This is a genomic window from Halodesulfurarchaeum formicicum (assembly GCF_001886955.1).
Lineage (GTDB): Archaea > Halobacteriota > Halobacteria > Halobacteriales > Halobacteriaceae > Halodesulfurarchaeum > Halodesulfurarchaeum formicicum.
In genome coordinates, this window is the sequence record NZ_CP016804.1 from 1,076,924 (window position 1) to 1,099,400 (window position 22,477).

The following is a 22,477-nucleotide window of genomic DNA, read 5'->3' on the forward strand; positions in this document are numbered from 1 at the left end:
TGGACTATTTATATGAATGTTAGGAAATGTTAGAACTCTGTCCAGAACGGAGAGAACGTGGCGTATTGATGATCGGAATTCATCATTATGGAAGTTTCAAGGCTAAAACCCCGCCCTTCAGGGCGGGGATACAGCCGACAACGCCTCAACTAACCACGTTCGATGGCACTGCCGGATATTCCACGCCCAGTCGTCACCCTTAATACACAATTCCTTATAATTGGTTATGAGCACAGTCCGATGCTGGAGACAACTCGCACATATCGAGGGGAAAATCGTCAATCACCAACAGGTGAGCGACGACCTCGATGACTGCGGGTTCGCAGCGTCGAAACTGTGGAACGTCGCCCGATACTACACGCAAGGCCGATGGGATAAGGGCGGGGAAATCCCCGACGACGGCGAACTCAAATCCGAACTCAAGGAACACGAACGATACAGTGACCTCCATTCTCAGTCAAGTCAGCGAGTTCTCGAAGAGCTTGCTGAGTCGTTCACCAGTTGGTACAAAGCACGCCAACGCGGAGACGAGAACGCCAACCCACCCGGCTACCGCAAACACGGCGACGAACACCCGCGTTCCACCGTGACGTGGAAGCAGAAAGGAATCAAGCACGACGCCAAGCACAATCAACTGCGTCTAAGCAAGGGCTTCAACCTCAAACAGCACCGCTCGGACTTCATTCTCGCGGAATACGAGACGCGACCGGACGTGACCGTGGAGAACATCCAACAAGTTCGGGCCGTGTGGAACGGCGACCGTTGGGAACTCCACCTCGTCTGCAAGGTCGAAATCCCCGCCGAGGATGCACCCGGTGACAACACGGCGGGCATCGACCTCGGTATCAAGAACTACCTCGCTATCGCCTACGACGACGGTGATGCCGAGTTGTACCCCGGAAACGTGCTGAAACAGGACAAGCACTACTTCACCCGTGACGAGTACGATACAGAGGGCGAGAACGGCCCGTCACGTCGTGTGCTTCGTGCCCGTCAGAAACTCTCGCGTCGAAAAGACCACTTCCTTCATGCACTCGCTAAACACGTCGTTGAGCAGTGCATCGACCACGAGGTTGGTCGCATCGCCATCGGCGACTTGAGTAGGATTCGTGAGGACGAGAACGGTGACTCGCGGAATTGGGGCCGAAGTGGGAACAAGAAACTCCACGGATGGGAGTTCGACCGGTTCACCACGTTGCTCGAATACAAGGCCGAGGAACACGGAATCCTCGTAGACCGCACAAGCGAGCGAAACACGTCGAAGACGTGTTCGTGTTGTGGGCGGAAGCGTGAGGCGAATCGCGTGGAGCGTGGCTTGTACGTCTGTGAATCGTGCGGAGCGACGATGAACGCAGACGTGAATGGTGCGGTAAACATTCGCAGAAAGATAACTCAGAGTCCTCCTACGGGGGATATGAGTAACGGTCGTTTGGCACGGCCAGTAGCCTACCTGTTCAACCAAACCTCGGGGCGTTTCGCACCGAGCGAACAGGTTGGTTGCAAACCGTAATATCCCAACGCTCGGGAATCCTCGCCCTTCAGGGCGGGGAGGATGTCAACTGGTTTCCCACCGCCTTCTCCGAACTGACTCCAGTGAACTGTGCTAGTGCCAACGCGAAACGTAATTCAATCAACGGTCCACAGGTCCGGAAACCGCGACGACCTGTTTCCCGATGTTTTCCCCGGAGAAAAGGCCGAGGAACGCGTTTGGTGCGTTTTCGAGCCCCTCAACGACACTTTCACGGTGCTTGATTTCGCCGGACGCGACCCACTTACCGAGTTGCTCGTCGGCCGTTTCGAACCGACTTATGTAATCGTGCACGAGCAACCCTTGGACTTTCGCGCGCACGGGGATAAGTTGCGGAAGTTTCCGCGGACCAGTCGGCACACCCTCATCGTTGTAGTGAGCGATTTGTCCGCAGACCGCAACACGAGCATCGAGATTCAGTTTCGTGAATACCGCGTCCGTAATCGGCCCGCCGACGTTGTCGAAGTAGACATCGACCCCCTGCGGGGCGGCCTCGTCGAGTGCTGCACCGTAATCATCGACCGCCTTGTAATTGATTGCAGCGTCGAAACCGAGGTCCTCGGTGAGCCACTCGACTTTCTCGTCGGAACCCGCAAAGCCAACGGTGTGACACCCGTTCAAGTTCGCGATTTGGCCGACGACAGACCCAACCGCGCCAGCGGCCCCGGAGACGACAACGGTATCACCAGGCTTGGGCTCACCGACTTCGAGGAGCCCGAAGTACGCGGTCCGACCAGGCATGCCGAGGACCCCGAGGTAGGCCGGCAGATCTGCGACCGATGGATCGACTGGAGTGACACTGTCGGCGTCGAGAACGCTGTAGTCCGCCCAGGTTCCCATGCCAGTCACGAGGTCCCCCTCGTCGTATGCATTACTGTTACTTTCGGTGACTTCGCCAACAACGGCCCCCTCCATCGGGTCGCCAATGTTCCAGGGTTCAGCATACGACTCGGTGTCCCGCATTCGCCCCCGCATGTAGGGGTCGACGGAGAGATAGTGAACGCGGACGAGGAGTTCGCCGGATCGTGGCTCCGGCACCTCGCCCTCTCGGAGTTCGAAGCTGTCCATGTCAGGTTCGCCAGACGGCCGCTGAGCAAACACCCATTCGCGGTTCGAGTGAGACATATATGGAGTTGGGTTCCCGCACTGAAACCGGTTCCCCCGGCCGAAATCTTCTGTTTGGAACGCACTGGGCAACCAATTGCCAATGTCGTCAACTGGTCCGGAGTCAAGCCCCGTTGCATCCGTCCTGCCGCCTGTGAAAGGGTCATTACCGTCCCTGTCGAACAGAGGTTCACAGTGTCGAACTCGTCAGCCGGGACGGCATCGGACCTATGGACCCGAACTCGCATTTCCGTCCGGGCAGCGATCGCCATGGCTCGCCCGTATTTTCTGCTCGGGACGATCCCACTCTATCTCGTCGGTGCATTGGGGGCTGCCCGGGACCCACGGGCACTAGCCGTCGTCCCGTTTTTCATCGGGCTGGCGGTCGTCTTGTCGATCCAATTGCAGACTCACTTTTACAACGAGTACCACGACCGCGAGACCGATCGGACCGCGGCTTCCTCTCTGCTCACAGGCGGCAGTGGAGCCCTCGTAAAATACGATCTCTACGACGAGTTCGCGCTGTGGCTGGGCCGTGCCGCCGTCTTGCTAGCTCTTGGGTTGACTGGTGTGCTTGCCATGGTTGCGTTCAGACCCCTGCTACTTGGTGTCGTCTTTCTCGCCATCGCTTTGGGGTGGGCCTACTCTTCGCCACCAGCCAGATTCGTCGCCAGAGGGCTCGGGGAACTGACAGTCGTCGTTCTGGCCGGGGTTCTGGTCCCGCTGTTCGGATTCCTGCTCCAGGGCGGGACTGCCACGCAGGACATCCTGCCCATTCTCGGGACCCTCGTCCCGCTTACCTTCGGGATGAACATCGCGACGACGCTACCGGATATCGACGGTGATCGCCGGACCGGTAAACGGACCCTGGCGGTCCGACTGGGTGCCCGGCGCGTCGTGGACATCGGGTTCGTGGCGTTTCTCCTGGGGTGTGCCGTTGGCGTGTGGACACTAGAGCAGCTCCTCCCGGGTGCCGGCATGATCGGGCTCGCCGTCGCGGCTGTCATCTGTCTCGTCGGCGTGAGTCCTGTTGCTGGGGCCCGATCTGGAGACCAACAGGCGGCATCGCGAATGGCCGTGATCGTCACCGCTGCATACGGAACAATAGTCAGCGGGCTCAGTCTCGTCATCGTGGCGGGGGCGTGGGCGATTTCACTCCCCTGGTGAGTCCGTTCGTGTCGATTTTCGTTCGCCGAGCCGGTCGTGCCGACTCCTCAAGGGTGAAATACGAGACGCCGGTAGAGGACACAGTGACCGCGATGGACGAGCATATTCTCGATTCTGAAAAAGCAGCACAGTTGGAGGACAAAACCAGGTGTCGAATCGTGTCCCAGGAGGAGCTTTTGGGCGCTATCGGCGACGGGGATACAGTGATCGACATTGGCTCAGGGACTGGCTTTTTCACGGACGACATGGCGATTCGAGCCGAGAAAGTCTACGCCGTCGACTTCCAGGAGGGGATGCACGAGTTCTACCGGGAGAAGGGCGTGCCGAAGAACGTCGAACTCGTCCTCTCGCGGGCCGCCCAAATCGAAATCGAGCACGCCGATGTGATCGTCTCGATTCTCTCCCTGCACGAGATCGACCTCGAAAAGGCACTCGCCACGTTCCAGAAGGTGCTCGGTCCAGACGGGCGGCTTATCGTCATCGACTGGAGTCAGAACGCCGAGACAGATGACATCCCACCACGGGAAAAGCTTTACACGGCAGCGAGTGCCGCCGAGGCAGTCTCGGAGTTCTTTGAGGTCCTCGAGGCCGAAGAACGATACAACACGTTCAAACTCGTGGCGAAAGCCAAACAGCAGTAAACCCTGATTTGGCTAGTCCCACTGGACGCCAGGATTCGAGACGGCCCCGTTGGCCGCCGACCCGAAGTCCCGATGGTACTTCGCCAGAACACCGTTCTCGTACGTTGGCTCGGGATCGTGATCGTCGAGCCGGTCCTCGATCTCCGCCGGTGTCAGGTCGACCGATAGCTCGAGTTCGTCGATATCGATTCGGACCTGATCGCCGTCTTCGAGCGCGGCAATCGGGCCCCCGACGAACGCCTCGGGAGCCACGTGCCCGATCGAGAATCCCCGAGTCGCGCCGGAGAACCGACCGTCAGTAAACAGAGCGACGTCATCGGCGTGGCCCTGGCCGGCAACGGCCGAGGTAACGCCGAGCATTTCGCGCATTCCCGGGCCACCTCGCGGACCCTCGTTCCGGATACAGATGACATCCCCAGATTCGACCTGACCCGCCTCGACGTACTCCATCGCAGGCTCCTCCGACTCGAAAACACGGACTGGGCCCTCGTGGGCAAGGTGATCCTTTCCGGTGATTTTAATGACCGCACCATCCGGCGCGAGGTTGCCAGTGAGAATTCGAATCGCTCCCCGCTCGTGAATCGGATCCTCGACGGGGTGCAAGAAGGAAACGTCAAGTGTGTCAATCGACGGTGGATCGATCCGATCGAGCTCCGCCGCGAGGCTCCGACCCGTCACGGTCATAGCCTCTCCATGGAGCAGACCAGCGTCGTGCAGGGCTGATAGAACAACGGGGACGCCACCGATTTCGTGCAAGTCGTTCATGACGCGGCTCCCCCCTGGCTGGAGGTGAGCGATCTTCGGCGTGCGAGCGCTCACCTCGTTGAACGTCTCGATGTCGAGGTCCACACCGGCTTCGGCGGCCATCGCGAGTAGATGTAGCACGGCGTTGGTCGACCCGCCGACCGCAACCTGGAGCGCGATGGCGTTTTCGAAGGATTCCCGGGTTAGAAAGTCCGAGGGGCGGCGTCGTTCCGAGACGACTTCCACGGCCAGTCGACCGGCGCGTTCGGCCTCCTGGTACCGGGAGTCGTGTTCGGCTGGTGGCGAGGCAGACCCCAGCGGTGCAAACCCCAGTGTCTCCGCGATCGAAGCCATCGTGTTGGCCGTGAACATCCCACCACAGGACCCCGGTCCCGGACAGGCCACTCGTTCCATCCGGTCCAGTTCCTCCGGTTCCATCTTGCCGGAGCTGACCGCCCCGACGCTCTCGAACATGTTTTGGATCGTGATTTCCCGACCGTCGTGTTCGCCCGGCATGATCGATCCGCCATAGAGGAAGACCGCGGGGAGGTCAGTCCTGATCGCGGCCATCATCATGCCCGGCATGTTCTTATCACAGCCACCCAGTGTGACCAGGCCGTCCATCCGTTCACCGAAGGCGACCAGTTCGACGGAATCGGCGATCAATTCACGGGAGATCAGCGACGCCTTCATCCCCTCCGTGCCCATCGAGATGGCGTCGGAAATAGTGATAGTGCCGAACTCGATGGGCATCCCACCCGCCGAATCGATACCCTCCCGTGCGCTCTCGGCGACAGCATCAAGATGGACGTTACACGGCGTGATATCAGCGGCCGGATTCGCGATGCCGATCATCGGTGAGGCCAGGTCCTCGTCGTCGTAGTCCATGGCCCGAAACATCGCCCGATGTGGGGCCCGTTCGGCGCCCTGGACGACCTCGTTGCTCGGCAACGAGGGGTCCTTCTCGTAGTGGAACAGGTCGGAATCTCCCTGGTCTGGCATACGAGAGCAACTCCCTCACGATATTTAAAAGACCGCGTTACCCACGAAAACAGGTCATTTTGGACTACATCTCCTCGACAAAACCGGCGTGACTCTGCGCCCGATCGGAAAACGAAATCCGATACACGGCCCGCGACGCGAGAAGAGCAATGGCCAACTCCAGACCCCCACTGGCGAGAAAGGCTGCCAGGTAGCCGTACAGATCCGTGACCGTACCGCCGATCAGAAACCCGGCGAACATTCCGAGACTCCCGAACACGTTGAATCCGCCCATTGCCGCACCACGCTCCGTCGCAGGCACGATATCGGTGACCAGGGCCATCGTGGCGGGCGACACGAGCGCACCGGCCAGACCAACGACAACCATGAGGCCCGCCGCAGCCGTGTACGTTGGTGCCAGGCCAACAGCGATGATCGAAATGCCATAGAGAATCGAACCAACGACGACCGGAACGAACCGGCCGATTCGATCGGAGAGCGACCCGGCCGGATACTGAAAGAGCGCAAAGGGAGCGAAGAACAATGTCAGGGTGAGGCCTGCCTGAGCCGGGTCGAGGCCGAACGCGTCTCTGAAGTACGCCACACCGGCCAGGGCGAAGAAGCCGGCTGTCAACCGATCGATGAATCCGAACGCGAACGGCACGAGAAGGGATGGGTACGAACGGACCCGATCGATTACAATAGAAACCGGAAGGCCGCCCCCGGCTCCACGGTCGGGAATCGTGGCTGCAAGCACCGCGGCACCGGCAAGAAGGGCCCCGCCACCGTATATCGGGACGAGCGGGCCGACACTCGCGAGTTGCCCGCCAGCAATCGACCCCAATGCCGCACCAAATCCGATAGCCGTGCCAGCAGCACCCATGTTCCGCCCGTGACCACCACCGAGATCCATGAGTTTCGTGATCGACAGCGAGAACGCTCCGATGGTGAATGCCCCACCGACGAACCGCAGTAGGATGACGAACCCGAATCCAAGGCCCAGGTACGGAGCAAGTGCGACGGCAACGTAACTGCCCGCGCCGCCGAGTGCGCCCAGCACGACGAGCGGGCGTCGTGATCCCAGCACGTCGCTGAGTACGCCCCAGAGAACGGCGAAGACGACGAAGCCACCGAACTCCGCGACGAGAAACCACGTTCCGTCCAGGATCCCACCACTCCCACCGAGCGCAACAACCGTCTCGTCGAGCCCTGGATACAGGAATACTTGGGAGACGAGGACACTCCAAACTACGAGGGCCAGACGGGAGCGCTCGCTCATGGAACTGCGGCCAAGCGAACGGTTCCGGTTAGTAGCATCTTCACACGGACAACTCCTGTCCCAGACTTCATGGGGAGGGAAAAGACAGTTGTGCAATCACCGAGACCCACCTGTTCTTTCGGCTCCGTTCCGACCCATTCATTTCGCACGCTTCGGCCGTGTACCCACCAACGACCGACAGCGGACGACGATATGTGCCGGGGCGACCCAGTGAACTTCTACCGGTCGAACCGGTCGAGAGTCATCACTTTGTGCCAGGTAGTCACGAAGTCTTCCACGAACTTCTCCTCGCCGTCGTCACTGCCATACACTTCCGCGGTTGCCCGGAGTCGTGCATTCGAACCGAAGACCAGATCCACGCGGGATCCACGCCACTCGACCGTGCCCGTTTCACGGTCACGGAGTTCGAACTCGATCTCGGATTCGGAGACGGGCACCCACTCGTAGTCCATGCTGAGCAGGTTCACGAAGAAGTCGTTTGTCAACGTTCCCGGTTCGTCAGTGAAGACCCCCAGATCCGAATCTTCGTAATTCGCGCCCAGCGCACGCATGCCACCCACAAGGACCGTCATTTCGTCGGCAGCCAGGTTCAGCAGGTCTGCCCGGTCTATCAGGAGTTCTTCGGGCTTGCGTTCGGCACCGTCCCCGTGATAGTTTCGGAACCCGTCGGCGGTCGGTCGAAGTGCCTCGAAAGACTCGACGTCGGTCTGCTCCGGTGACGCATCGGTCCGGCCCGGTTCGAACGGGACGGTGATATCGTAGCCTGCCTCCGCAGCCGCCTGTTCGATGGCCGTGTTACCGCCAAGGACGATTAGATCGGCCAGCGACACCCGAACGTCGTCCGACCGTGAATCATTGAACTCCGTCCGGATCCCATCGAGAGTCTGAAGGACTGTTTCCAGGGCCGCCGGTTCGTTGACCTCCCAGTTCTTCTGGGGTTCGAGGCGGATGCGAGCGCCGTCCGCGCCACCTCGCTTGTCACTGTCGCGGTACGTCGCTGCCGACGCCCAGGCAGTTTTGACCAGCTGTGAGATGGAGAGCTCCGAGTCCAGTAGTTCGGCTTTGAGCTCGTTTATCTCCTGATCTCCGATCAAGTCATAGTCGGCCGCTGGTGTGGGGTCCTGCCAGATCATCACCTCTTCGGGAACCTCCGGTCCGAGAAACCGTTCCGGTGGGCCCATGTCGCGGTGGATAAGCTTGTACCACGCCTTCGCGAAGGCCTCCTGGAACCGGCTGGGGTCCTCCTGGAAGCGTTCCAGAATGGCCCGGTACTCCGGGTCCCGTTTGAGCGCGACGTCGGTCGTCAGCATCATCACGTCCTCCGTGTCCGACGGATCGGCGACCCCCGGTGCGGCATCGTCAAGCTCGCCGTTCTGTGTGGTCCACTGCCACGAGCCGCCGGGCCCCTTCTCGGGCCACCACGTGTATTCCAGCAGATTGTCGACGTAGCTCATGTCCCACTGGGTTGGCGTGGTGTTCCATGGACCTTCGATGCCACTGGTAATCGTATCCGGGCCCTTGCCCTCGCCGTAATCGTTCTCCCAGCCCATGCCCTGTTTCTCGATTGGAGCCGCCGCAGGCTCGGGACCGATGTGCTCCTCGGGATCAGCCGCCCCGTGAACCTTCCCGAAGGTGTGTCCACCGGCGATGAGTGCAACTGTCTCCTCGTCGTTCATCGCCATCTTCGCGAACGAATCGCGGATGTTCCTGGCAGAGGCCTCGGGGTCAGGCTCCCCGTCTGGGCCCTCGGGGTTCACGTAGATGAGCCCCATCACGGTGTTCCCGAGGGGCCACTTGAGGTCCCCCTCCTCGTCGAACCGCTCCTCGGAGGTTGCCTCCCACTCCTCCTCCGGCCCCCAGTCGACGGCTTCGTCGGGCTGGTAATCGTCTTTACGCCCCCCGGCGAATCCGAAGGTCTCGAATCCCATCGATTCGAGGGCGACGTTGCCGGCAAGAACGATCAGATCCGCCCAGGAAAGTTTACGGCCGTACTTCCGTTTTACCGGCCAGAGCAACCGGCGAGCCTTGTCGAGGTTCACGTTGTCTGGCCAGCTATCGACCGGTGGCAGACGCTGTCGGCCGCCGGCCGCGCCGCCACGACCGTCGGAGGTTCGATAGGTGCCGGCGCTGTGCCACGCCATCCGGATGAAAAGCGGGCCATAGTGACCGTAATCCGCCGGCCACCACTCCTGGGAGTCTTTCATTACCGCTTCCAGGTCGTCTTTTACCGCCTGGAAATCGAGTTCCGCAAAGGCCTCGCCGTAATCGAACTCCTCGCCGTAGGGGTCGACCGACTGTGCGTTCTGATCGAGAATCTCCAGATTCAGCTGCTCCGGCCACCAGTCACTCGTTCCGAACTTGTGGGTATCGTTTGCCATTAGCGTATGCCCTAAGATAACAACAGCCGGGCGATACTAAAGTGTACGTGAGGTAGCAAGGATCGGGATATCTCGAAGCAGAGAGAGGATTGGCGTTCTCGAAGTGGTCGTGCAAGTGAGCCCGATTCGGAAGCTGTGATCTCTAATCCCCCGGCGGATTCAGACGCTTGCGACCCGTTCGTCAGCAGTTCGTGTCTCCGCAGTTTTCGGTCGATACAGACGTCGCCTGCCGTGTGAATAGATGTCTTCCTCGATCACGTTGGCATCGTGAAGGTCGGAAATCGCATCACGCACCACTCGGAAGGGGAGACGAGTCGCGTCGAGGAGCTCTGCCTGGGTCATGACCGATTGTTTCGCAAGCGTCTCGTAGACCATCTGTGTGTGCGGGGGCATCTCGTCGACACAATCTGGGCGCTTCATATCAGCAGAGACGGCCAGTTCGAAGGTAAGACCGATGGGAAAGTGATTGGGTTTGCCAGCGGGTGACAATCCCGGGGGTCACCTCGAAGGGGCTTCCTCAACAGCACATCAAACCAAAACTGACCTTGGAAGCCGTTCTGTCGAAGATGTTCGGGAGCAGGAGTAACCGGTCATCTCCCAAAACCCGATCATGGCATATCAGTTCGAGTGTCAGGCCCCCGCTTGTGTGTTCCTGATCCGGGCAGCAGACCCAGCGGAGGTCATTTCTCAGGTGAAACGACACGCAGCGACCGAGCACGGGAAAACGCCCCCGAGTGACGAACGAGTGCGGGACCGAATGGACACCGTCGAAGTCGAGTGAGGTTCAGCTTAGAAGCAAAAGACGAAGGGGTTCATCATCGCCACCCGATCCTCGGCTTCCAGTTTCGTCCGGAACCCGTCCAGATGGACGTTGAACGTCCCGTTGATCGTGATCCGAGCGAACCGACGGGTCCGTTCGCCTGGTGGATTCTTCCGCCAGGTACCAGGGAGTTTTTCAGGCGGGTCAGCCCATCCATCGGTGGTCTCTTCTTCGGGCGTCGTCGCTAGCACCAACTCCTCGACGTCATACTCCTCGAAAAAGGCCGACAGAAAATCTCCAAGGGTGTCGCCGGGAAAGGAGTAGGTGAGTTCGTGGGCCCCCACCGCATCGCGAACGTGGCCGGTACAGCGAACCGTCACGGTCGTGGTCTTCGTCAGGTCGCCGCCCCAGTCAGATTGTTCCATACTGGTCGGAGGGCTTCAGACTGAAAAGGATGCCCGACGAACATATTCGGGTACGTCCGGCCGCTTAGCTGTTGTAAAGCACTTCAAGGCGTTTTTCGTACTCCTCTTTCGAGAGTTCGCCAGCCACGAATCGGTCCTTGAGGTCCTCGATCCGCTCTTCGTCCGTCTTGGGTGCCCCTGTCGAGTGTGCCACCGATGGAATTCCGTATCCCTGTTTTCAGCGGTTCGGTACCCGCCCAATGGAGGGTGCCGTGTCAATTGGCAATATTACATTGCCTTGCCATGGGAACAAGCCCGAGAACCAGGTAGAAGAGGAACCCAGGGTGAACAGAAAGCTTATGGCTGAATGAACGGTTAGTTAGAAACGGGCTCAATGCCCGAACGAGCCCACCCCCCTCACCCCCGCTTTGCCTGCCATGCTTCCGGGATTGCCCCCATCCGTCCCGGAGCTTTTCTAGTATCACGATAGCCCCCGGTTTGGGGAAAGTACTACAGGCGCACCAACAGAACCTACCAGCTACCAGCAATGGACGTCCCCTCTCACCCCATTCGAGTCCTTCTCGTTGCCGATCCCGATTTTGGGGTCCCAAGTGCTGAGAATCTAGGTACAGCGACCTCACCGTTCGAGACCGAGATCGCGACAACCGTCACCGAGGCGCTGGATGCCCTCTCTGGGGACGATTTTGACTGTGTGGTCTCCACCTACGCGCTCCCCGAATCGAACGGACTGGCATTATTTCGGGACATTCGGAACCTGGATCCCGGGCTTCCGTTCGTTCTGTACACCGAAGACGGGCCCGAAGCGGTCGCCGAAGAAGCGGCCACAGCAGGTGTGACCGCCCTCGTCCAAAGACGCCCGGCCACGGACGAGGACGGGTTACTGACCACCCGAATCGTAAACGCCGTCGCCGAACGTCGCGCCGAAAATCGCCGGGAGCAACTCGACAGGTTACGAACCATGCGCCGGGAGATGAACCAGCGGTTAATCCGCGCGCGATCCCGCCAGGAAATCAGCGAGGAGATCTGTGAAACCATGGCCGCTGAGAGTCCGTTCGACGCGGTCTGGGTCGGTGAGACAGTCGAGAGTGGCCGGGAACTTCGTCCCCGAACGAGCGGCAACTGCCAATCGATCCAGATATCCGAGACGAACCCGGACGCCGAGCAGATTGCGAGCGAAGGGGGCCTCGTCCAGGATGCTATCGAGACAGGGACGATCGAAGTTCGAACCGATGGAGTCGATCCGGGCGGGCCATGGGAGACCGCCGCCTCAAAACAGGGATTCGAGGCAATGGCGGCAGTGCCGCTGGCCACCGACACGAGTACGTATGGAGTGCTCGTGCTCTATTCGGATACCCAGTGGCCGTTCGAAGGAGCGCCCCGAGAATTGCTTTCCGAGCTCGGAACAGACATCGGGCACGCGATTCACGCTGCAACCATCCAGGAGAGACTGCGAGAGGAGCGTGACCGGCGGACGGCCCTTTTCGAGAACGCCCCGACACCGATTGCGGCCTCACGGCCAGCCGAGGACGACACACATCGCTTTACGGACGTGAATTCGGCGTTCGAGGGCGTTTTCGGGTATCCACGGGAAGATCTGATCGGTGAACCCGTCAACGAGGTTCTCATCCCCGAAGACGAGATCGAGACCCACGTCGAGCGGAAAGAACGAGCCGAATCCGGAGAATCGATCACGGGGGAAGTGACTCGACTGACGAAAGCTGGGCCACGGGAGTTTCTCTTTCAACTAATTCCGTACGGGGCGGACGAAGCAGGGATCGAGGGTTCCTACGTGTGGTACACGGACATTTCGGCCCAGAAAGAGCGAGAACGAGCACTGGAGCAAGCTCGCGACGAGTACGAGGAACTGATCAACGGGATGAACGACAGCGTGTGGGTGATCAGCCAGGAGGGTCAGTTCATCACCGCGAACGACACCGCAGTGGAGACACTCGGCTATTCCGAAGCCGAGCTTCGAGAAATGTCTCCACAAGACCTCGACGTGGGAATGTCCGACCAGGAGATCGCCGCGTTGATCGAGGGCATGCCCGATGACGAACAACAGGTCTTCGAAACGATCCACCGGACGAAATCTGGCCAGGAGATCCCCGTCGAAATCAGTTCCAGCCTAATCACCTACGAGGGCGAACAGGCGATTCTGAGCGTCGCGAGGGACATAACCGAGCGAAAGGCCCGCGAGAATCGACTCGAACGCTTCGCGTCGGTCGTGAGCCACGATCTACAGAACCCACTTATGGTTGCGGAGGGCCGTCTGGAACTGCTCGCAGTCGACTGTGAGAGCGATCACCTCGAACCGATCGAGCAATCACTCACCCGGATGAACGACCTGATAGAGGACCTGTTGGAACTCGCTCGCCGGGGAGACACCGTCGGGGAGAAACAGTCCGTCGATATCGAGACGGTAGTCAAACAGAGCTGGGACACCATCGAAACCAGGGAGGCATCGATCGAGGTTACGACACACAAAGCGATCGCCGCCGATCGCAGCCGGCTTCGACAGTTGTTCGAGAACCTATTGGGAAATGCCGTCGAGCATGCCGGGCCCACGGTCACGGTAACGGTCGGCGATCTCGAAGACGGATTTTACGTCGCCGATGATGGCCCAGGGATTCCACCGCCCGAGCGGGAATCGATTGCCGAAATCGGATATTCGACTGCGGCTGACGGGACCGGCCTCGGATTGAGTATCGTCGAGCAAGTCACGAACGCACATGACTGGACGCTAACCGTCACCGAGAGCGAATCCGGCGGCGCTCGATTCGAGATCACGGGAGTCGATGTGGATCGCTCCTGAGGTGCCCACACAATTGGGCTCGCTGCTTACCCATAACCGGCAATTTTGTCCGAATATGGCACCCGAACCCTGTCTGAACGACCTCCCGCCGAGCGCAAAGCTGGTCTACACGGTCCTGGAGTACGACGCCCCGCTCACGCAGAAAGCCCTGGTCGAGGAGACGAACCTCTCCGCCCGGACGGTCCGCTATGCCCTTGACAGACTCGACGAGTGTAACTACATCACCGAGGACGTGTACCTGCGAGATGCAAGGCAGAGCCTGTACCGACTAAACACGACGGCCGAGGAACAGACGGGCGAATCGACGCCCGAACCGGCCTGACCCCTGAAATTACTGGGGCCGGCCCGGATCCGCTAAATCGAAGCGGCAACACAAATTATCGAACGACACAGACTGCCGACGAGGCACGGCGTGTCACCGTATCAGCTACCGATCCGAGAAGCACCCGTGAAAGGCCCGATCGACCGTGACTCCCGAGAACGATGACATCGATGTCGTGGCTGTCTGCGAACTCGATAATCTCCCGGGGAGCCGGCCCAATTGTAGTCGTGGTGCTAATGGACCGATTCTTTACGTTCGCGATTTCTTCTGCCTGTTCGAGTAACCGCTCGGAGCGTTCATGGGCCCGCTCGCGCAACCGTTCGGACCCGACCAACAGTTTGGCACTGTAACTCTCTTCTACGTAATCGATCACGTGAAGCACTCTAATCGATGCCTCGGGATACACGTCGAGGGCATGCTCGAGGGCCTACCGGGAAAGTTGTGTCCCATCGAAAGCCACGAGCACGCGTTCGATACTGGTCATAGTTCCCAATTCGAACCGGCCCAAGAAGTAACTCGGGCCTCGAAAGTTGTGCTACACGGGCAGAGCCACCAACAAGACGGGCACGAGCAGGAGAGCAAGTAAAAACGCTCCGAGCACCCGTCGATCAGTTTCAAGACGGTTGTGGATACTCGCGACGGCCCGGTAGTACGCTGGGTACCACACCAGGAACCCAGTAATTACGAGGCTTCCCGTACCCAAAACGGTCATGATGACCAGTAGCGCCACCGATGATTCCAGTAAAATAGCTACCGCGAGGGTGTCGGCAAACGTCCCAATATTCGCACCGAGGATGTACGGTACTATCTCCCGGCGTTTCACGTAGCCTCGATTGTACAGTGGAACGATCACACCCAGGGAGAACACCACGCTGGTAGTAACAGCAGTAACCAACAGGCCGATACCGAAGGCCACCCAGCGGTTCCGAAACCGACCGAAAAGCCCCTCGCGGAGCCACGTGGTATTGACCCGACCGAGTGTCCGATCGAACAACGTGAGACTCGCGAAGAGGACCCCGACAGCGATAGCGAGCCCCGGCCAGACGCCGAGCGACGAAACGACGGCGCGAGTAATGGGCTGAAAGACGACCAACAACTGAAATCCGGGAACGCTCCCGACGATGAGACCGCCGACCGAGTGTTCCAGCGATGGCAATACGAGGTAGCCCAGCACCGTCGCTGGGAGGTATATTGAGTGCGTGACGGTGAAGGTCAAAAGCCCCAGTTCCGTGGCATGACCCAGCGAATACCGATGTTTCTGGAAATAATCCAGCGCCCCGACAAACAGGACCATCGCCGCACTCCCCAATCGCGACCCAATCACCATCAAAAACAGTTCCGTACTGCTAATAATTGATACGTCGAAGAGTGACACCGAGATTGCAGCGACGATCGACCCGTTTGTCACCACGTACGTTGCAAGCCAGCTCACGCCGAGTGCCGAACCGTCACCGCTGACGATTCGTCTGAAGAGTCGTTCCAGGGGGCCCGCCGCGGCTTCGGTCGAGGCCCCAAGCAACTGTACGGCAAAAAGGAAGAGTCCAAGCGCGGCGAGCGCTCCAAACAGGACGGGGCCGGACTCTCTTATCCACGTCAGCAACCGCGAGTCATCATGTGGCACGTTCTACAGGAAGAAACGGCAGGATGGGTACAAAAATTTCCGGGAAGTGAAACGTTCGGCCAGGAAGGGGGGTAGACAGAGAGAGCACATCTATTACCGCGCAATTCTCGTGCGTGCTTTCTTGAACGCCCTCTGGGAACTACTCGGGTCGATCACGCTCTGGCCGATCGGGCGGGCGAGCCGACTCGGCCACCCTTCGGCTGCCGACCAAATCTCTGGGAAGGTCTTCCGGTTCCCATCACATTTTCGTGGGTCTAATCATCTCAGATCAGAACAAACTCAGGCTACAATCGACGCTCCAAAACCATCGTCATCGAGAACCCGTCGGATGAGCCACGGAACGGCCGGGAGTCGAATACAAGTCCCACGAGGGCCGAAACTCGGTCAGTCACTCGGGGCCGGAGCCCCGAGGTCATTAACATCGATTTCGCCGGTGAGTTCGTTCGTCGGGTAGGGCATGTCGATCCCCGCCTCGTCGAAGCGCTCCTTGACGGCCTCGACGAACTGGGCTCGGACTCCACCGTACCCGTCTTCCTGGGGATCGATCCAGATCCGCCCCGAAAGGACGACCGCGGAGTCTCCAAGTTCCACGACCGGAGCGCTCGGCTCCGGTTCTTCGAGCACGCCGTCGATCTGCGCAGCCTCCTCGAGAATGGCTGCACGGGCTTCCTGAATATCGTCGCCATAGCCGATCCCGAAGCCGACTGCGATTCGGCGCCGGTCGTTCGCCACGTTGTTGAAGACGGCGTTGCTTGCGAGTTCGCTGTTCGGGACCGTGACCAGCTCGTTATCGAAGGTATCCAGTTTCGTCACCCGGAGCTCGATGTCCCGAACGACGGCGCTGTTGCCGTTCCATTCGATCCAGTCGCCGACGACGAACGGCTTGTCCTGAAGGATAAAAATCCCCGCGACGAAGTTGGCGATGAGATCCCGGGCCGCAAACCCAACAGCCAGGGCGAGGGCGCCAGCCAGAGTCGCGAACGCGGCGAGCACGACACCGAAACCGGCCACGGTCGCGGCGATCGCGATCGCGAATACCACTGTGACCCCGCTGGCCACGCTAACCGCGAGGGAGATGAGGGTCTCTTCGAACCCGCGTTGCTCGAGTGCCGATCGGACCGCCCGCGTGACGATGGGTTTACCCAGCCAATACAGCAGCCCGAAGACGACCAGGAACAGAAAAACCCTCGTGAGAGCGGTCAATAGGAGCGGTACGTACGGTTCGACGGCGAACCGGAGTTGAATTGGTATCATACCACGACTCAATCTTGGCGCAGCTATTTCTTAATACTATGTCATGATATCCTGGCCCCGAGACAGTTTGGCGGCTCCGACTGGAAGGCCATCGGGCTCGAGGTTCCACGCTTCAATCGGTACGCTTAGCAAGGCCCGCCTACAAGACCGCGTCATGTCCGATACCGCTCCGGTATCGAAATCACGACTGGGGCGGCCGAGCAGCCGGACCACGCCGTGACTATCAATGAGGGGGAAATTGCCATAGCATGACACGAGTCGTCGCTCAGGGAACGTTCGATATCGTCCATCCCGGTCATCTCCACTATCTTCAGGAAGCAAAGGCCATGGGCGATGAGCTTCACGTCATCGTCGCCCGCCGACAGAACGTCACTCACAAGGAACCGCCGGTGTTGTCGAACCGACAGCGGCGGGACGTGATCGCAGCCCTCGAAACGGTCGACGTCGCCCACGTCGGCCACGAGACCGACATCTTCGCCCCCATCGAGGAGATCGATCCCGACGTGATCGCGCTCGGGTTCGATCAACACCACGACGCCGACGGGATTCGCGAGGCACTCGCCGAACGGGGGATCGACTGCCGGGTCGACCGTGTCACGGGTCGTGAACCGCGATACGACGAGGAAATCCTCTCGACGGGGGCCATCATCGACCGGATCCTCGAACAGCGGGGGTCCGAGTAGTCCGCTCCAGGAAACCGTTTTAGGAATCCACCTCGTCAGTTCGTCCGTGAGCGTTCGCGAATTGGTTCGAGGAACTGTCGGCTGGGATACCCTGGAAGCGGTCGGCCGGGAACTCGCCAGTCGCTACGATCGGGACTACGTCAGGATCGAATTCCTCGAGGCCGAAAACTGGCTGTCGATCCCCTGTGTGGTCGACCGCCAGTGGTTCGTCAAGATCATCACGCCCCGGAACGCGTTCGTCCACGCCGTTTTCACCGGCGCACGGAACATTGGTGCGTTTTCGAGCGGGAGCGAGGGCTTTTTCGAACACTTCGAGGACCCGGGCGCGATGGCCCGTCACGAACTCGACGCGACGAGACAGATGCGGGCGGCGGGTGTCAACGCGCCGGCCCCAATCGAAGCCTTCGAAGTCGGGGCCGTGGGGGTCGTCGTTCTGGATTATCTGGATGGGTTCCAAACGTTGGATGAGCTCTCACCTGACGGGGTGCGAGAGGTCCTCCCGGACCTGTTTGGGGCCCTCTCGGCGATGCATCACAACGAGTTGACACACGGCGATCTTCGGGCGGAGAACGTCCTCGTTCTCGACGGCGAGGTGTACTTCATCGATGCGACGGCCGTCCGGAAACGAGGAATCCCCCAGGCACGGGCGTACGACCTGGCCTGTGCACTCGGAACACTGGAACCGCTCGTCGGCGCTGCCGACGCTGTGGATGGGGCTGTATCCGAGTACGGAATCGAGGTCGTGCTCGAAGCCGTGGACTTTCTCGATTTCGTCAACATCCGCCCGGATCACGACTTCGACGCGGCGGCTGTGAAAGGGGAGATAAATACGATCGCTTCGGATCGACCATCCTGAAGCCGAAGGCGGAGGGGAAAGCCCGTTGTGGCCCGGGGAGGGGGGGGGGAGGACGGGCTGTGGCGGGCATACCGGTCGTCGACGAGAAAAGCGTCGGTGACCGGCAGTGGACACTGAGACCTCCGTCGTTATAAACCTGTTCGAGCAGCTTTCACATATCCCGCCGGTCTTCGAGGGCCGGAAAGCGGTCCCGGACCGTCTGAACGCGTTTTGGGTTCAGGTCGACGAGGAGCGTGTCCGGTTCGGTCCCGGCACTCCCACGAATCGTACCCCACGGGCCAATGACACGCGAGCGGCCGATCAACGCCTGACCGCCAGCCCTCCCCACGCCGTTCACGCCAGCGAGATAGGTCAAATTTTCAACGGCACGGGCACGAGTCAAAGTCGTCCAGTGTTCGATGCGAGGATACGGCCACGCACTGGGAACGACGACGAGCGTAACTCCCTCCTCCTGGAGTCTCCGGTAGAGTTCCGGGAATCGGAGATCGTAGCAAGTCGTGAGTCCAACTGTCAACCCGCCGATTTCGGCAATGCCGAGGGAGTCGCCAGGAGTCAACAGTTCTTGTTCCCTCGATTCGTACCCGAAGAGGTGGTGTTTGCGGTAGATAGCCTGTCGCGCCCCAGACTCGTCGAACAGGACCGCGGTATTGGCTAGCCCGCTTTCGGCGGGTGTCTCACCCGCTGTCTGTTCCAGGTCCTCGATGATGCTGCCGGCGACGATTGCCACGTCGTGTCGGTCAGCGAGTGTCCCAATCCGGTCGAGCGTCGGCCCGGAAAGTGGCTCCGCCAAACGTTCGTACGCCTCGGTTGCGAAGTAGCCCACGCTCCAGAGCTCCGGCAACGAGAGAAGATCGGCGCCCCGATCGACGGCGGTCTCGATGGCTCGCTCCGCCCGTTCGAGATTTCCTGTGGGATCCCCGCCCTTGACTTCGATCTGGAGCGCCCCGAATTTCATTCTTCGAGATGTGATTTCAATGCGGTCTCCAGGTTCCGAATCTCCCCGTCCAGGTTCCGTTTGAAAAAGGACTCGACCCCAGGTGCGTGACCGTCCACGGTAAACGTGTTGACAATGGTCGTTTCCTCCTCGCCTGGCACGATTCGGTGCTCACCCAGCACGTCGAACACCGAGGAGTTACCCTCGAAGCGGACGTACTCCGGCGGGGTGAGCTCCACGGTCCGGGTCCGCACGCGGAAGGTCTTTCGAACCATCGGAATCGGCAGTTCGATGAACCAGGTGGTCGTCTCTCCTTTGGTCTCGAACCGATCGACGACGCTGATGGCCCGGGCCCGGTTCCCGGGATCGGAGATGAACTCCCAGACGGCCTCCGGCGACGCGGAAACGGTAAACTCCCGTTCGACCCGAGCGGTCATACTGGTGTTTGCACGCCGGGTCCCAAAAACGTCCCCCTTCCGGGGATCAAGCGCGTTCGACTCGCCAGGTGGTGGACCGCGATCGACCCCATTTCTCGATCCGGACATCTTCGGCTTTCTCGCCGAGTCGGGCCAGGCGGACGCCGACCTGTTTCGAGGAGAGGCCGAGTGAATCGGCGATGCTCCGAGCCCGGAAGTACTCCTGGCCCCGACTAGCCTTCTCCCGGAGGTAGGACAAGATCCGCTTTTCGTCCTCCGTGAAGTCACTCATCGATTGTGAGTACCCGTTCAGCGCGTAAAACCCTTTCAGAACCGTCGACGGGGCGGGTCAGGAAATAGTCGTGAACTCGGAGGATTCGTTGAGCGCCAGGTTCGAGGCGATTTCGACGATTCTGACGGCGTGTTCCGCCGTCTGCTGCAACGCCACGAGCACCTCGCGGATCTGCAACAATCGCTTTTTCGACAGTTCGGGGAGGTCCCGCATGATGCCCAGTTCGCGTTCCGAGAGCTCCATAAACGTGGCCTGGGCCTCCCTGGCAGTCTCGAAGTCCCGGGAGACGATCGCCTCCACGGCCATCTCCGTGAGTTCGTCCACCCGTTCGGTGTGGTCCCGAATGCGTCGGACTGTCGGATCGTCAAGTCCTAACCGATCGTCGTCGGCGTCCAGCACGATCTCGGCCATGTTCTCCGCGTTGTCGGCGATGAGTTCCAGGTTCTTCGCCACCGAGCGGTAGGCGATGAGCGGAAAACCATCAGAGAGGCCCATCGTGCGAGCTAGGGAGGGATTTCGATAGGCAGTAAAGATCAGTCGCAGGAGCAGGACGAAGATCTTGTTCGCCTGGCGCTCCCGGTTCAGCGCCCGCTCGGCGAGTTCGTGGTTGTTCCTCGCCAGGGCCTTCATCGCCTCGTTGCGCATGGTTCGACCGGTGTTCTCCAGTCGCGTGAGCAGATTCGCGAGATCGAAGTCTTCGGGGTCAACCGAGCACCGAATGGTGATTCGCTCGGGAGTCTCCTCGATGACGCCCAGGCCCATCAGTTGGGATTCCGCGTCGTAGACCGCGTTGATGTGCGGGCCTTCGAGGGTGTCTTCGGCGGTCACGTGGATAACTCGTCGACCGAGGACGTACTGGCCGATGATCGCCCGTTCGACGGCGTCGGCGTCGAAATCACCGACCGTGATCGTCGCCTCGGTCTCCTCGCCCCGAGCCGATTCAGGCGTGACAGAGAGTGTTCCTTCGGCACTCGTCCGCACGGTGACCTCATCGCCTTTCTCGACGCCGTTCTCCCGGGCCCACTTCGCCGGGAGCGTCATCGCGAGCGTGGAGGGGCCGAGCCGCTGGACCTTCCTGGTATCCATACACCTTATACATTTACTGGCGACCTTATACTTGACCCATAGTTCGGGTAGCGATGCGGGTCCGCTTAGACGACCTTTACCATTCGTTCCTCGACACGGCCAACCCGAACGCGCATCCAGCCACGCAGGGATTCGTCCAGCTCCGAGTCGCCAGTATCGACTCGCAACACGTCTGTCGACTGCATCTTCTCACCAGAAGCGACGACGGTCACGTCGGATTGACGGATGACCGCCGGTGAGATCTGATCGTTCCCACGACCGAAGATGAACCCTTGCCCCCCGATCGGCGAGACGACGACTTCGTTTTTCTCACCGAGCACCTCCAGGATTTCATCCTCCGAGGCGTCGGCGACCAGGAGTTCGCCATCTCGAACTACATCTACCCCCAGTGGTGTTCCATCGATCCCGAACGCCGATTTGACGACGTCCAGAGTCCCACCAGGCCCCAGAACGTAAGTCGTGTCGGGGTCGGCCTCCTCGGCGATCCCGGTCGCAAGCCCCTGGACGTCTCCACCCAGGATCTGTTTCGAGGACTGGAGATCCTCCGCGACCGGTACCGTCGCCAATCCCTTGAGTTCGGCCCGGACCTCGCCCTCGCGGTAGGCATCCTCGTCGATGTCGTTGACCTCACGGGTCTCGGTTCGGTCGAACGAGGCCGCGATTTTCCCCGCCGCTTCCGGTGAGACGGCAAAGACCGAGGAGTACACCTTGACACCGGCCGGCGCGCCGAGCATCGGCGTCTCCTCGTCCGTCGCTGCGATTGTCTCGTACACGTCCACGGCAGTGCCGTCGCCACCAACAAAGAGGACGAGATCTACGTCCCGGTCGAGAAAAGCCTCGACAGCCGCAATCGTATCCGATCGGGATGTCTCCTCGCCCGCAGGCTCACCCAGAACTTCGACGTCGACACCGACCTGGGCGGCCTTCTCGGCCCCCATCTCGGCCCCCCAGGTCACCACGGACACCGAATCGTCCTGCTCCGCGAGGGCTTTCAGCGCGGCCGCACCACGTTCCGGCGCGCGCTGTTCAGCGCCCCGTTCCCGGGCTTCTTCGACGTTGCCGTCGGTCCCTTTGAGTCCGACGCGACCACCCATTCCGGCGATTGGATTCACGACGAAACCGATCCTTCGCATGGCCACTACTCGGGGAGGCACCCTCAAAATCTCGCCGATCCCAGCAGCCTGCAAGACTGGT

21 protein-coding genes and 2 pseudogenes are annotated in these 22,477 nt (G+C 60.3%); 8 read left to right on the forward strand and 15 right to left on the reverse strand.

Going from position 1 to position 22,477, the window contains the following annotated elements:
- The first annotated feature begins 240 nt into the window (after nucleotides 1–240).
- Nucleotides 241–1,510: pseudogene (locus HSR6_RS05670) on the forward strand (RNA-guided endonuclease InsQ/TnpB family protein).
- A gap of 120 nt (nucleotides 1,511–1,630) precedes the next feature.
- Here the strand turns inward: HSR6_RS05670 and HSR6_RS05675 are convergent.
- Nucleotides 1,631–2,653, reverse strand: coding sequence for an NADP-dependent oxidoreductase (locus HSR6_RS05675; protein WP_071933078.1), 1,023 nt, complete (start codon nucleotides 2,651–2,653; stop codon nucleotides 1,631–1,633).
- A 249-nt stretch (nucleotides 2,654–2,902) separates the two neighbouring features.
- Here HSR6_RS05675 and HSR6_RS05680 point away from each other — a divergent pair, with 249 nt between their 5' ends.
- Both HSR6_RS05680 and HSR6_RS05685 read left to right on the forward strand, forming a co-directional pair.
- Complete coding sequence (locus HSR6_RS05680; RefSeq protein ID WP_071933079.1) at nucleotides 2,903–3,799, forward strand: prenyltransferase; 897 nt, start codon at nucleotides 2,903–2,905, stop codon at nucleotides 3,797–3,799.
- A gap of 158 nt (nucleotides 3,800–3,957) precedes the next feature.
- A complete protein-coding gene (locus HSR6_RS05685; RefSeq protein ID WP_158514141.1) occupies nucleotides 3,958–4,440 on the forward strand; it encodes a class I SAM-dependent methyltransferase in 483 nt (160 codons plus the stop codon).
- 12 nt (nucleotides 4,441–4,452) lie between these two features.
- Here HSR6_RS05685 and ilvD read toward each other — a convergent pair whose 3' ends face one another.
- The 4 genes from ilvD to HSR6_RS05705 form a co-directional block, all read right to left on the reverse strand.
- Nucleotides 4,453–6,186, reverse strand: a complete 1,734-nt coding sequence (ilvD, locus tag HSR6_RS05690; RefSeq protein WP_070364990.1) for a dihydroxy-acid dehydratase — start codon at nucleotides 6,184–6,186, stop codon at nucleotides 4,453–4,455.
- 64 nt (nucleotides 6,187–6,250) lie between these two features.
- Nucleotides 6,251–7,444, reverse strand: a complete 1,194-nt coding sequence (locus tag HSR6_RS05695) for an MFS transporter (protein ID WP_071933080.1) — start codon at nucleotides 7,442–7,444, stop codon at nucleotides 6,251–6,253.
- Nucleotides 7,445–7,662: 218 nt separating this feature from the next.
- A complete protein-coding gene (katG, locus tag HSR6_RS05700; RefSeq protein WP_070364992.1) occupies nucleotides 7,663–9,822 on the reverse strand; it encodes a catalase/peroxidase HPI in 2,160 nt (719 codons plus the stop codon).
- A gap of 159 nt (nucleotides 9,823–9,981) precedes the next feature.
- Nucleotides 9,982–10,242 (reverse strand): hypothetical protein, encoded by a 261-nt coding sequence (locus tag HSR6_RS05705; protein WP_071933081.1) that lies wholly within the window; start codon nucleotides 10,240–10,242, stop codon nucleotides 9,982–9,984.
- Between the two features lie 190 nt (nucleotides 10,243–10,432).
- On the opposite strand from HSR6_RS05705, the gene HSR6_RS05710 reads away from it, so the two are divergent.
- Nucleotides 10,433–10,603 (forward strand): DUF1059 domain-containing protein, encoded by a 171-nt coding sequence (locus HSR6_RS05710; RefSeq protein ID WP_083258861.1) that lies wholly within the window; start codon nucleotides 10,433–10,435, stop codon nucleotides 10,601–10,603.
- Between the two features lie 8 nt (nucleotides 10,604–10,611).
- On the opposite strand, the gene HSR6_RS05715 is transcribed toward HSR6_RS05710, so the two are convergent.
- On the reverse strand, nucleotides 10,612–11,007 hold the full coding sequence (locus tag HSR6_RS05715) for a MoaD/ThiS family protein (protein WP_070364994.1): 396 nt from the start codon (nucleotides 11,005–11,007) through the stop codon (nucleotides 10,612–10,614).
- Between the two features lie 64 nt (nucleotides 11,008–11,071).
- Nucleotides 11,072–11,200 carry an SHOCT domain-containing protein gene (locus HSR6_RS10900; RefSeq protein WP_157754378.1) on the reverse strand — a complete coding sequence of 43 codons (129 nt, stop codon included), beginning with the start codon at nucleotides 11,198–11,200 and terminating at the stop codon, nucleotides 11,072–11,074.
- A 333-nt stretch (nucleotides 11,201–11,533) separates the two neighbouring features.
- On the opposite strand from HSR6_RS10900, the gene HSR6_RS05725 reads away from it, so the two are divergent.
- Together HSR6_RS05725 and HSR6_RS05730 are read left to right on the forward strand one after the other, a co-directional pair.
- Nucleotides 11,534–13,819: a PAS domain S-box protein gene (locus tag HSR6_RS05725; protein ID WP_071933082.1), complete on the forward strand. Its 2,286-nt coding sequence runs from the start codon at nucleotides 11,534–11,536 to the stop codon at nucleotides 13,817–13,819.
- 55 nt (nucleotides 13,820–13,874) lie between these two features.
- Complete coding sequence (locus HSR6_RS05730) at nucleotides 13,875–14,141, forward strand: MarR family transcriptional regulator (protein WP_071933083.1); 267 nt, start codon at nucleotides 13,875–13,877, stop codon at nucleotides 14,139–14,141.
- 55 nt (nucleotides 14,142–14,196) lie between these two features.
- On the opposite strand, the pseudogene HSR6_RS05735 reads toward HSR6_RS05730, so the two are convergent.
- From HSR6_RS05735 to HSR6_RS05745, 3 genes and pseudogenes are all read right to left on the reverse strand, one after another.
- A pseudogene (locus HSR6_RS05735) lies at nucleotides 14,197–14,556 on the reverse strand (universal stress protein); the annotation flags it as partial.
- Between the two features lie 120 nt (nucleotides 14,557–14,676).
- Entirely contained in the window at nucleotides 14,677–15,762 is a 1,086-nt protein-coding gene (locus HSR6_RS05740) for a Na/Pi cotransporter family protein (protein WP_083258863.1), read from the reverse strand.
- A 384-nt stretch (nucleotides 15,763–16,146) separates the two neighbouring features.
- On the reverse strand, nucleotides 16,147–17,016 hold the full coding sequence (locus HSR6_RS05745) for a mechanosensitive ion channel family protein (protein WP_070364998.1): 870 nt from the start codon (nucleotides 17,014–17,016) through the stop codon (nucleotides 16,147–16,149).
- Between the two features lie 248 nt (nucleotides 17,017–17,264).
- Between HSR6_RS05745 and HSR6_RS05750 the strand changes: the two genes are divergently transcribed.
- Both HSR6_RS05750 and HSR6_RS05755 read left to right on the forward strand, forming a co-directional pair.
- Nucleotides 17,265–17,699, forward strand: a complete 435-nt coding sequence (locus HSR6_RS05750) for an adenylyltransferase/cytidyltransferase family protein (protein WP_070364999.1) — start codon at nucleotides 17,265–17,267, stop codon at nucleotides 17,697–17,699.
- 46 nt (nucleotides 17,700–17,745) lie between these two features.
- On the forward strand, nucleotides 17,746–18,555 hold the full coding sequence (locus HSR6_RS05755) for an RIO1 family regulatory kinase/ATPase domain-containing protein (protein WP_070365000.1): 810 nt from the start codon (nucleotides 17,746–17,748) through the stop codon (nucleotides 18,553–18,555).
- 151 nt (nucleotides 18,556–18,706) lie between these two features.
- On the opposite strand, the gene HSR6_RS05760 is transcribed toward HSR6_RS05755, so the two are convergent.
- The 5 genes from HSR6_RS05760 to HSR6_RS05780 form a co-directional block, all read right to left on the reverse strand.
- Nucleotides 18,707–19,510 carry a carbon-nitrogen family hydrolase gene (locus HSR6_RS05760; protein ID WP_070365001.1) on the reverse strand — a complete coding sequence of 268 codons (804 nt, stop codon included), beginning with the start codon at nucleotides 19,508–19,510 and terminating at the stop codon, nucleotides 18,707–18,709.
- On the reverse strand, nucleotides 19,507–19,926 hold the full coding sequence (locus HSR6_RS05765; RefSeq protein ID WP_070365002.1) for a CoxG family protein: 420 nt from the start codon (nucleotides 19,924–19,926) through the stop codon (nucleotides 19,507–19,509). The genes HSR6_RS05760 and HSR6_RS05765 overlap by 4 nt, the downstream gene beginning before the upstream one ends.
- A gap of 46 nt (nucleotides 19,927–19,972) precedes the next feature.
- Nucleotides 19,973–20,197, reverse strand: coding sequence for a DUF7123 family protein (locus tag HSR6_RS05770; RefSeq protein ID WP_070365003.1), 225 nt, complete (start codon nucleotides 20,195–20,197; stop codon nucleotides 19,973–19,975).
- 57 nt (nucleotides 20,198–20,254) lie between these two features.
- On the reverse strand, nucleotides 20,255–21,283 hold the full coding sequence (locus tag HSR6_RS05775) for a phosphate uptake regulator PhoU (protein WP_070365004.1): 1,029 nt from the start codon (nucleotides 21,281–21,283) through the stop codon (nucleotides 20,255–20,257).
- A 65-nt stretch (nucleotides 21,284–21,348) separates the two neighbouring features.
- Nucleotides 21,349–22,416: an ATP-NAD kinase family protein gene (locus HSR6_RS05780; RefSeq protein WP_071933084.1), complete on the reverse strand. Its 1,068-nt coding sequence runs from the start codon at nucleotides 22,414–22,416 to the stop codon at nucleotides 21,349–21,351.
- Nucleotides 22,417–22,477: the final 61 nt, after the last annotated feature.

Bases quoted from the DNA above. Each gene is read 5' to 3' on its own strand.
- HSR6_RS05675 (WP_071933078.1), bottom strand. From the start codon at position 2,653: ATGTCTCACTCGAACCGCGAATGGGTGTTTGCTCAGCGGCCGTCTGGC.
- HSR6_RS05680 (WP_071933079.1), top strand. From the start codon at position 2,903: ATGGCTCGCCCGTATTTTCTGCTCGGGACGATCCCACTCTATCTCGTC.
- ilvD (WP_070364990.1), bottom strand. From the start codon at position 6,186: ATGCCAGACCAGGGAGATTCCGACCTGTTCCACTACGAGAAGGACCCC.
- HSR6_RS05695 (WP_071933080.1), bottom strand. From the start codon at position 7,444: ATGAGCGAGCGCTCCCGTCTGGCCCTCGTAGTTTGGAGTGTCCTCGTC.
- katG (WP_070364992.1), bottom strand. From the start codon at position 9,822: ATGGCAAACGATACCCACAAGTTCGGAACGAGTGACTGGTGGCCGGAG.
- HSR6_RS05705 (WP_071933081.1), bottom strand. From the start codon at position 10,242: ATGAAGCGCCCAGATTGTGTCGACGAGATGCCCCCGCACACACAGATG.
- HSR6_RS05710 (WP_083258861.1), top strand. From the start codon at position 10,433: ATGGCATATCAGTTCGAGTGTCAGGCCCCCGCTTGTGTGTTCCTGATC.
- HSR6_RS05715 (WP_070364994.1), bottom strand. From the start codon at position 11,007: ATGGAACAATCTGACTGGGGCGGCGACCTGACGAAGACCACGACCGTG.
- HSR6_RS05725 (WP_071933082.1), top strand. From the start codon at position 11,534: ATGGACGTCCCCTCTCACCCCATTCGAGTCCTTCTCGTTGCCGATCCC.
- HSR6_RS05730 (WP_071933083.1), top strand. From the start codon at position 13,875: ATGGCACCCGAACCCTGTCTGAACGACCTCCCGCCGAGCGCAAAGCTG.
- HSR6_RS05745 (WP_070364998.1), bottom strand. From the start codon at position 17,016: ATGATACCAATTCAACTCCGGTTCGCCGTCGAACCGTACGTACCGCTC.
- HSR6_RS05750 (WP_070364999.1), top strand. From the start codon at position 17,265: ATGACACGAGTCGTCGCTCAGGGAACGTTCGATATCGTCCATCCCGGT.
- HSR6_RS05760 (WP_070365001.1), bottom strand. From the start codon at position 19,510: ATGAAATTCGGGGCGCTCCAGATCGAAGTCAAGGGCGGGGATCCCACA.
- HSR6_RS05765 (WP_070365002.1), bottom strand. From the start codon at position 19,926: ATGACCGCTCGGGTCGAACGGGAGTTTACCGTTTCCGCGTCGCCGGAG.
- HSR6_RS05770 (WP_070365003.1), bottom strand. From the start codon at position 20,197: ATGAGTGACTTCACGGAGGACGAAAAGCGGATCTTGTCCTACCTCCGG.
- HSR6_RS05775 (WP_070365004.1), bottom strand. From the start codon at position 21,283: ATGGATACCAGGAAGGTCCAGCGGCTCGGCCCCTCCACGCTCGCGATG.
- HSR6_RS05780 (WP_071933084.1), bottom strand. From the start codon at position 22,416: ATGCGAAGGATCGGTTTCGTCGTGAATCCAATCGCCGGAATGGGTGGT.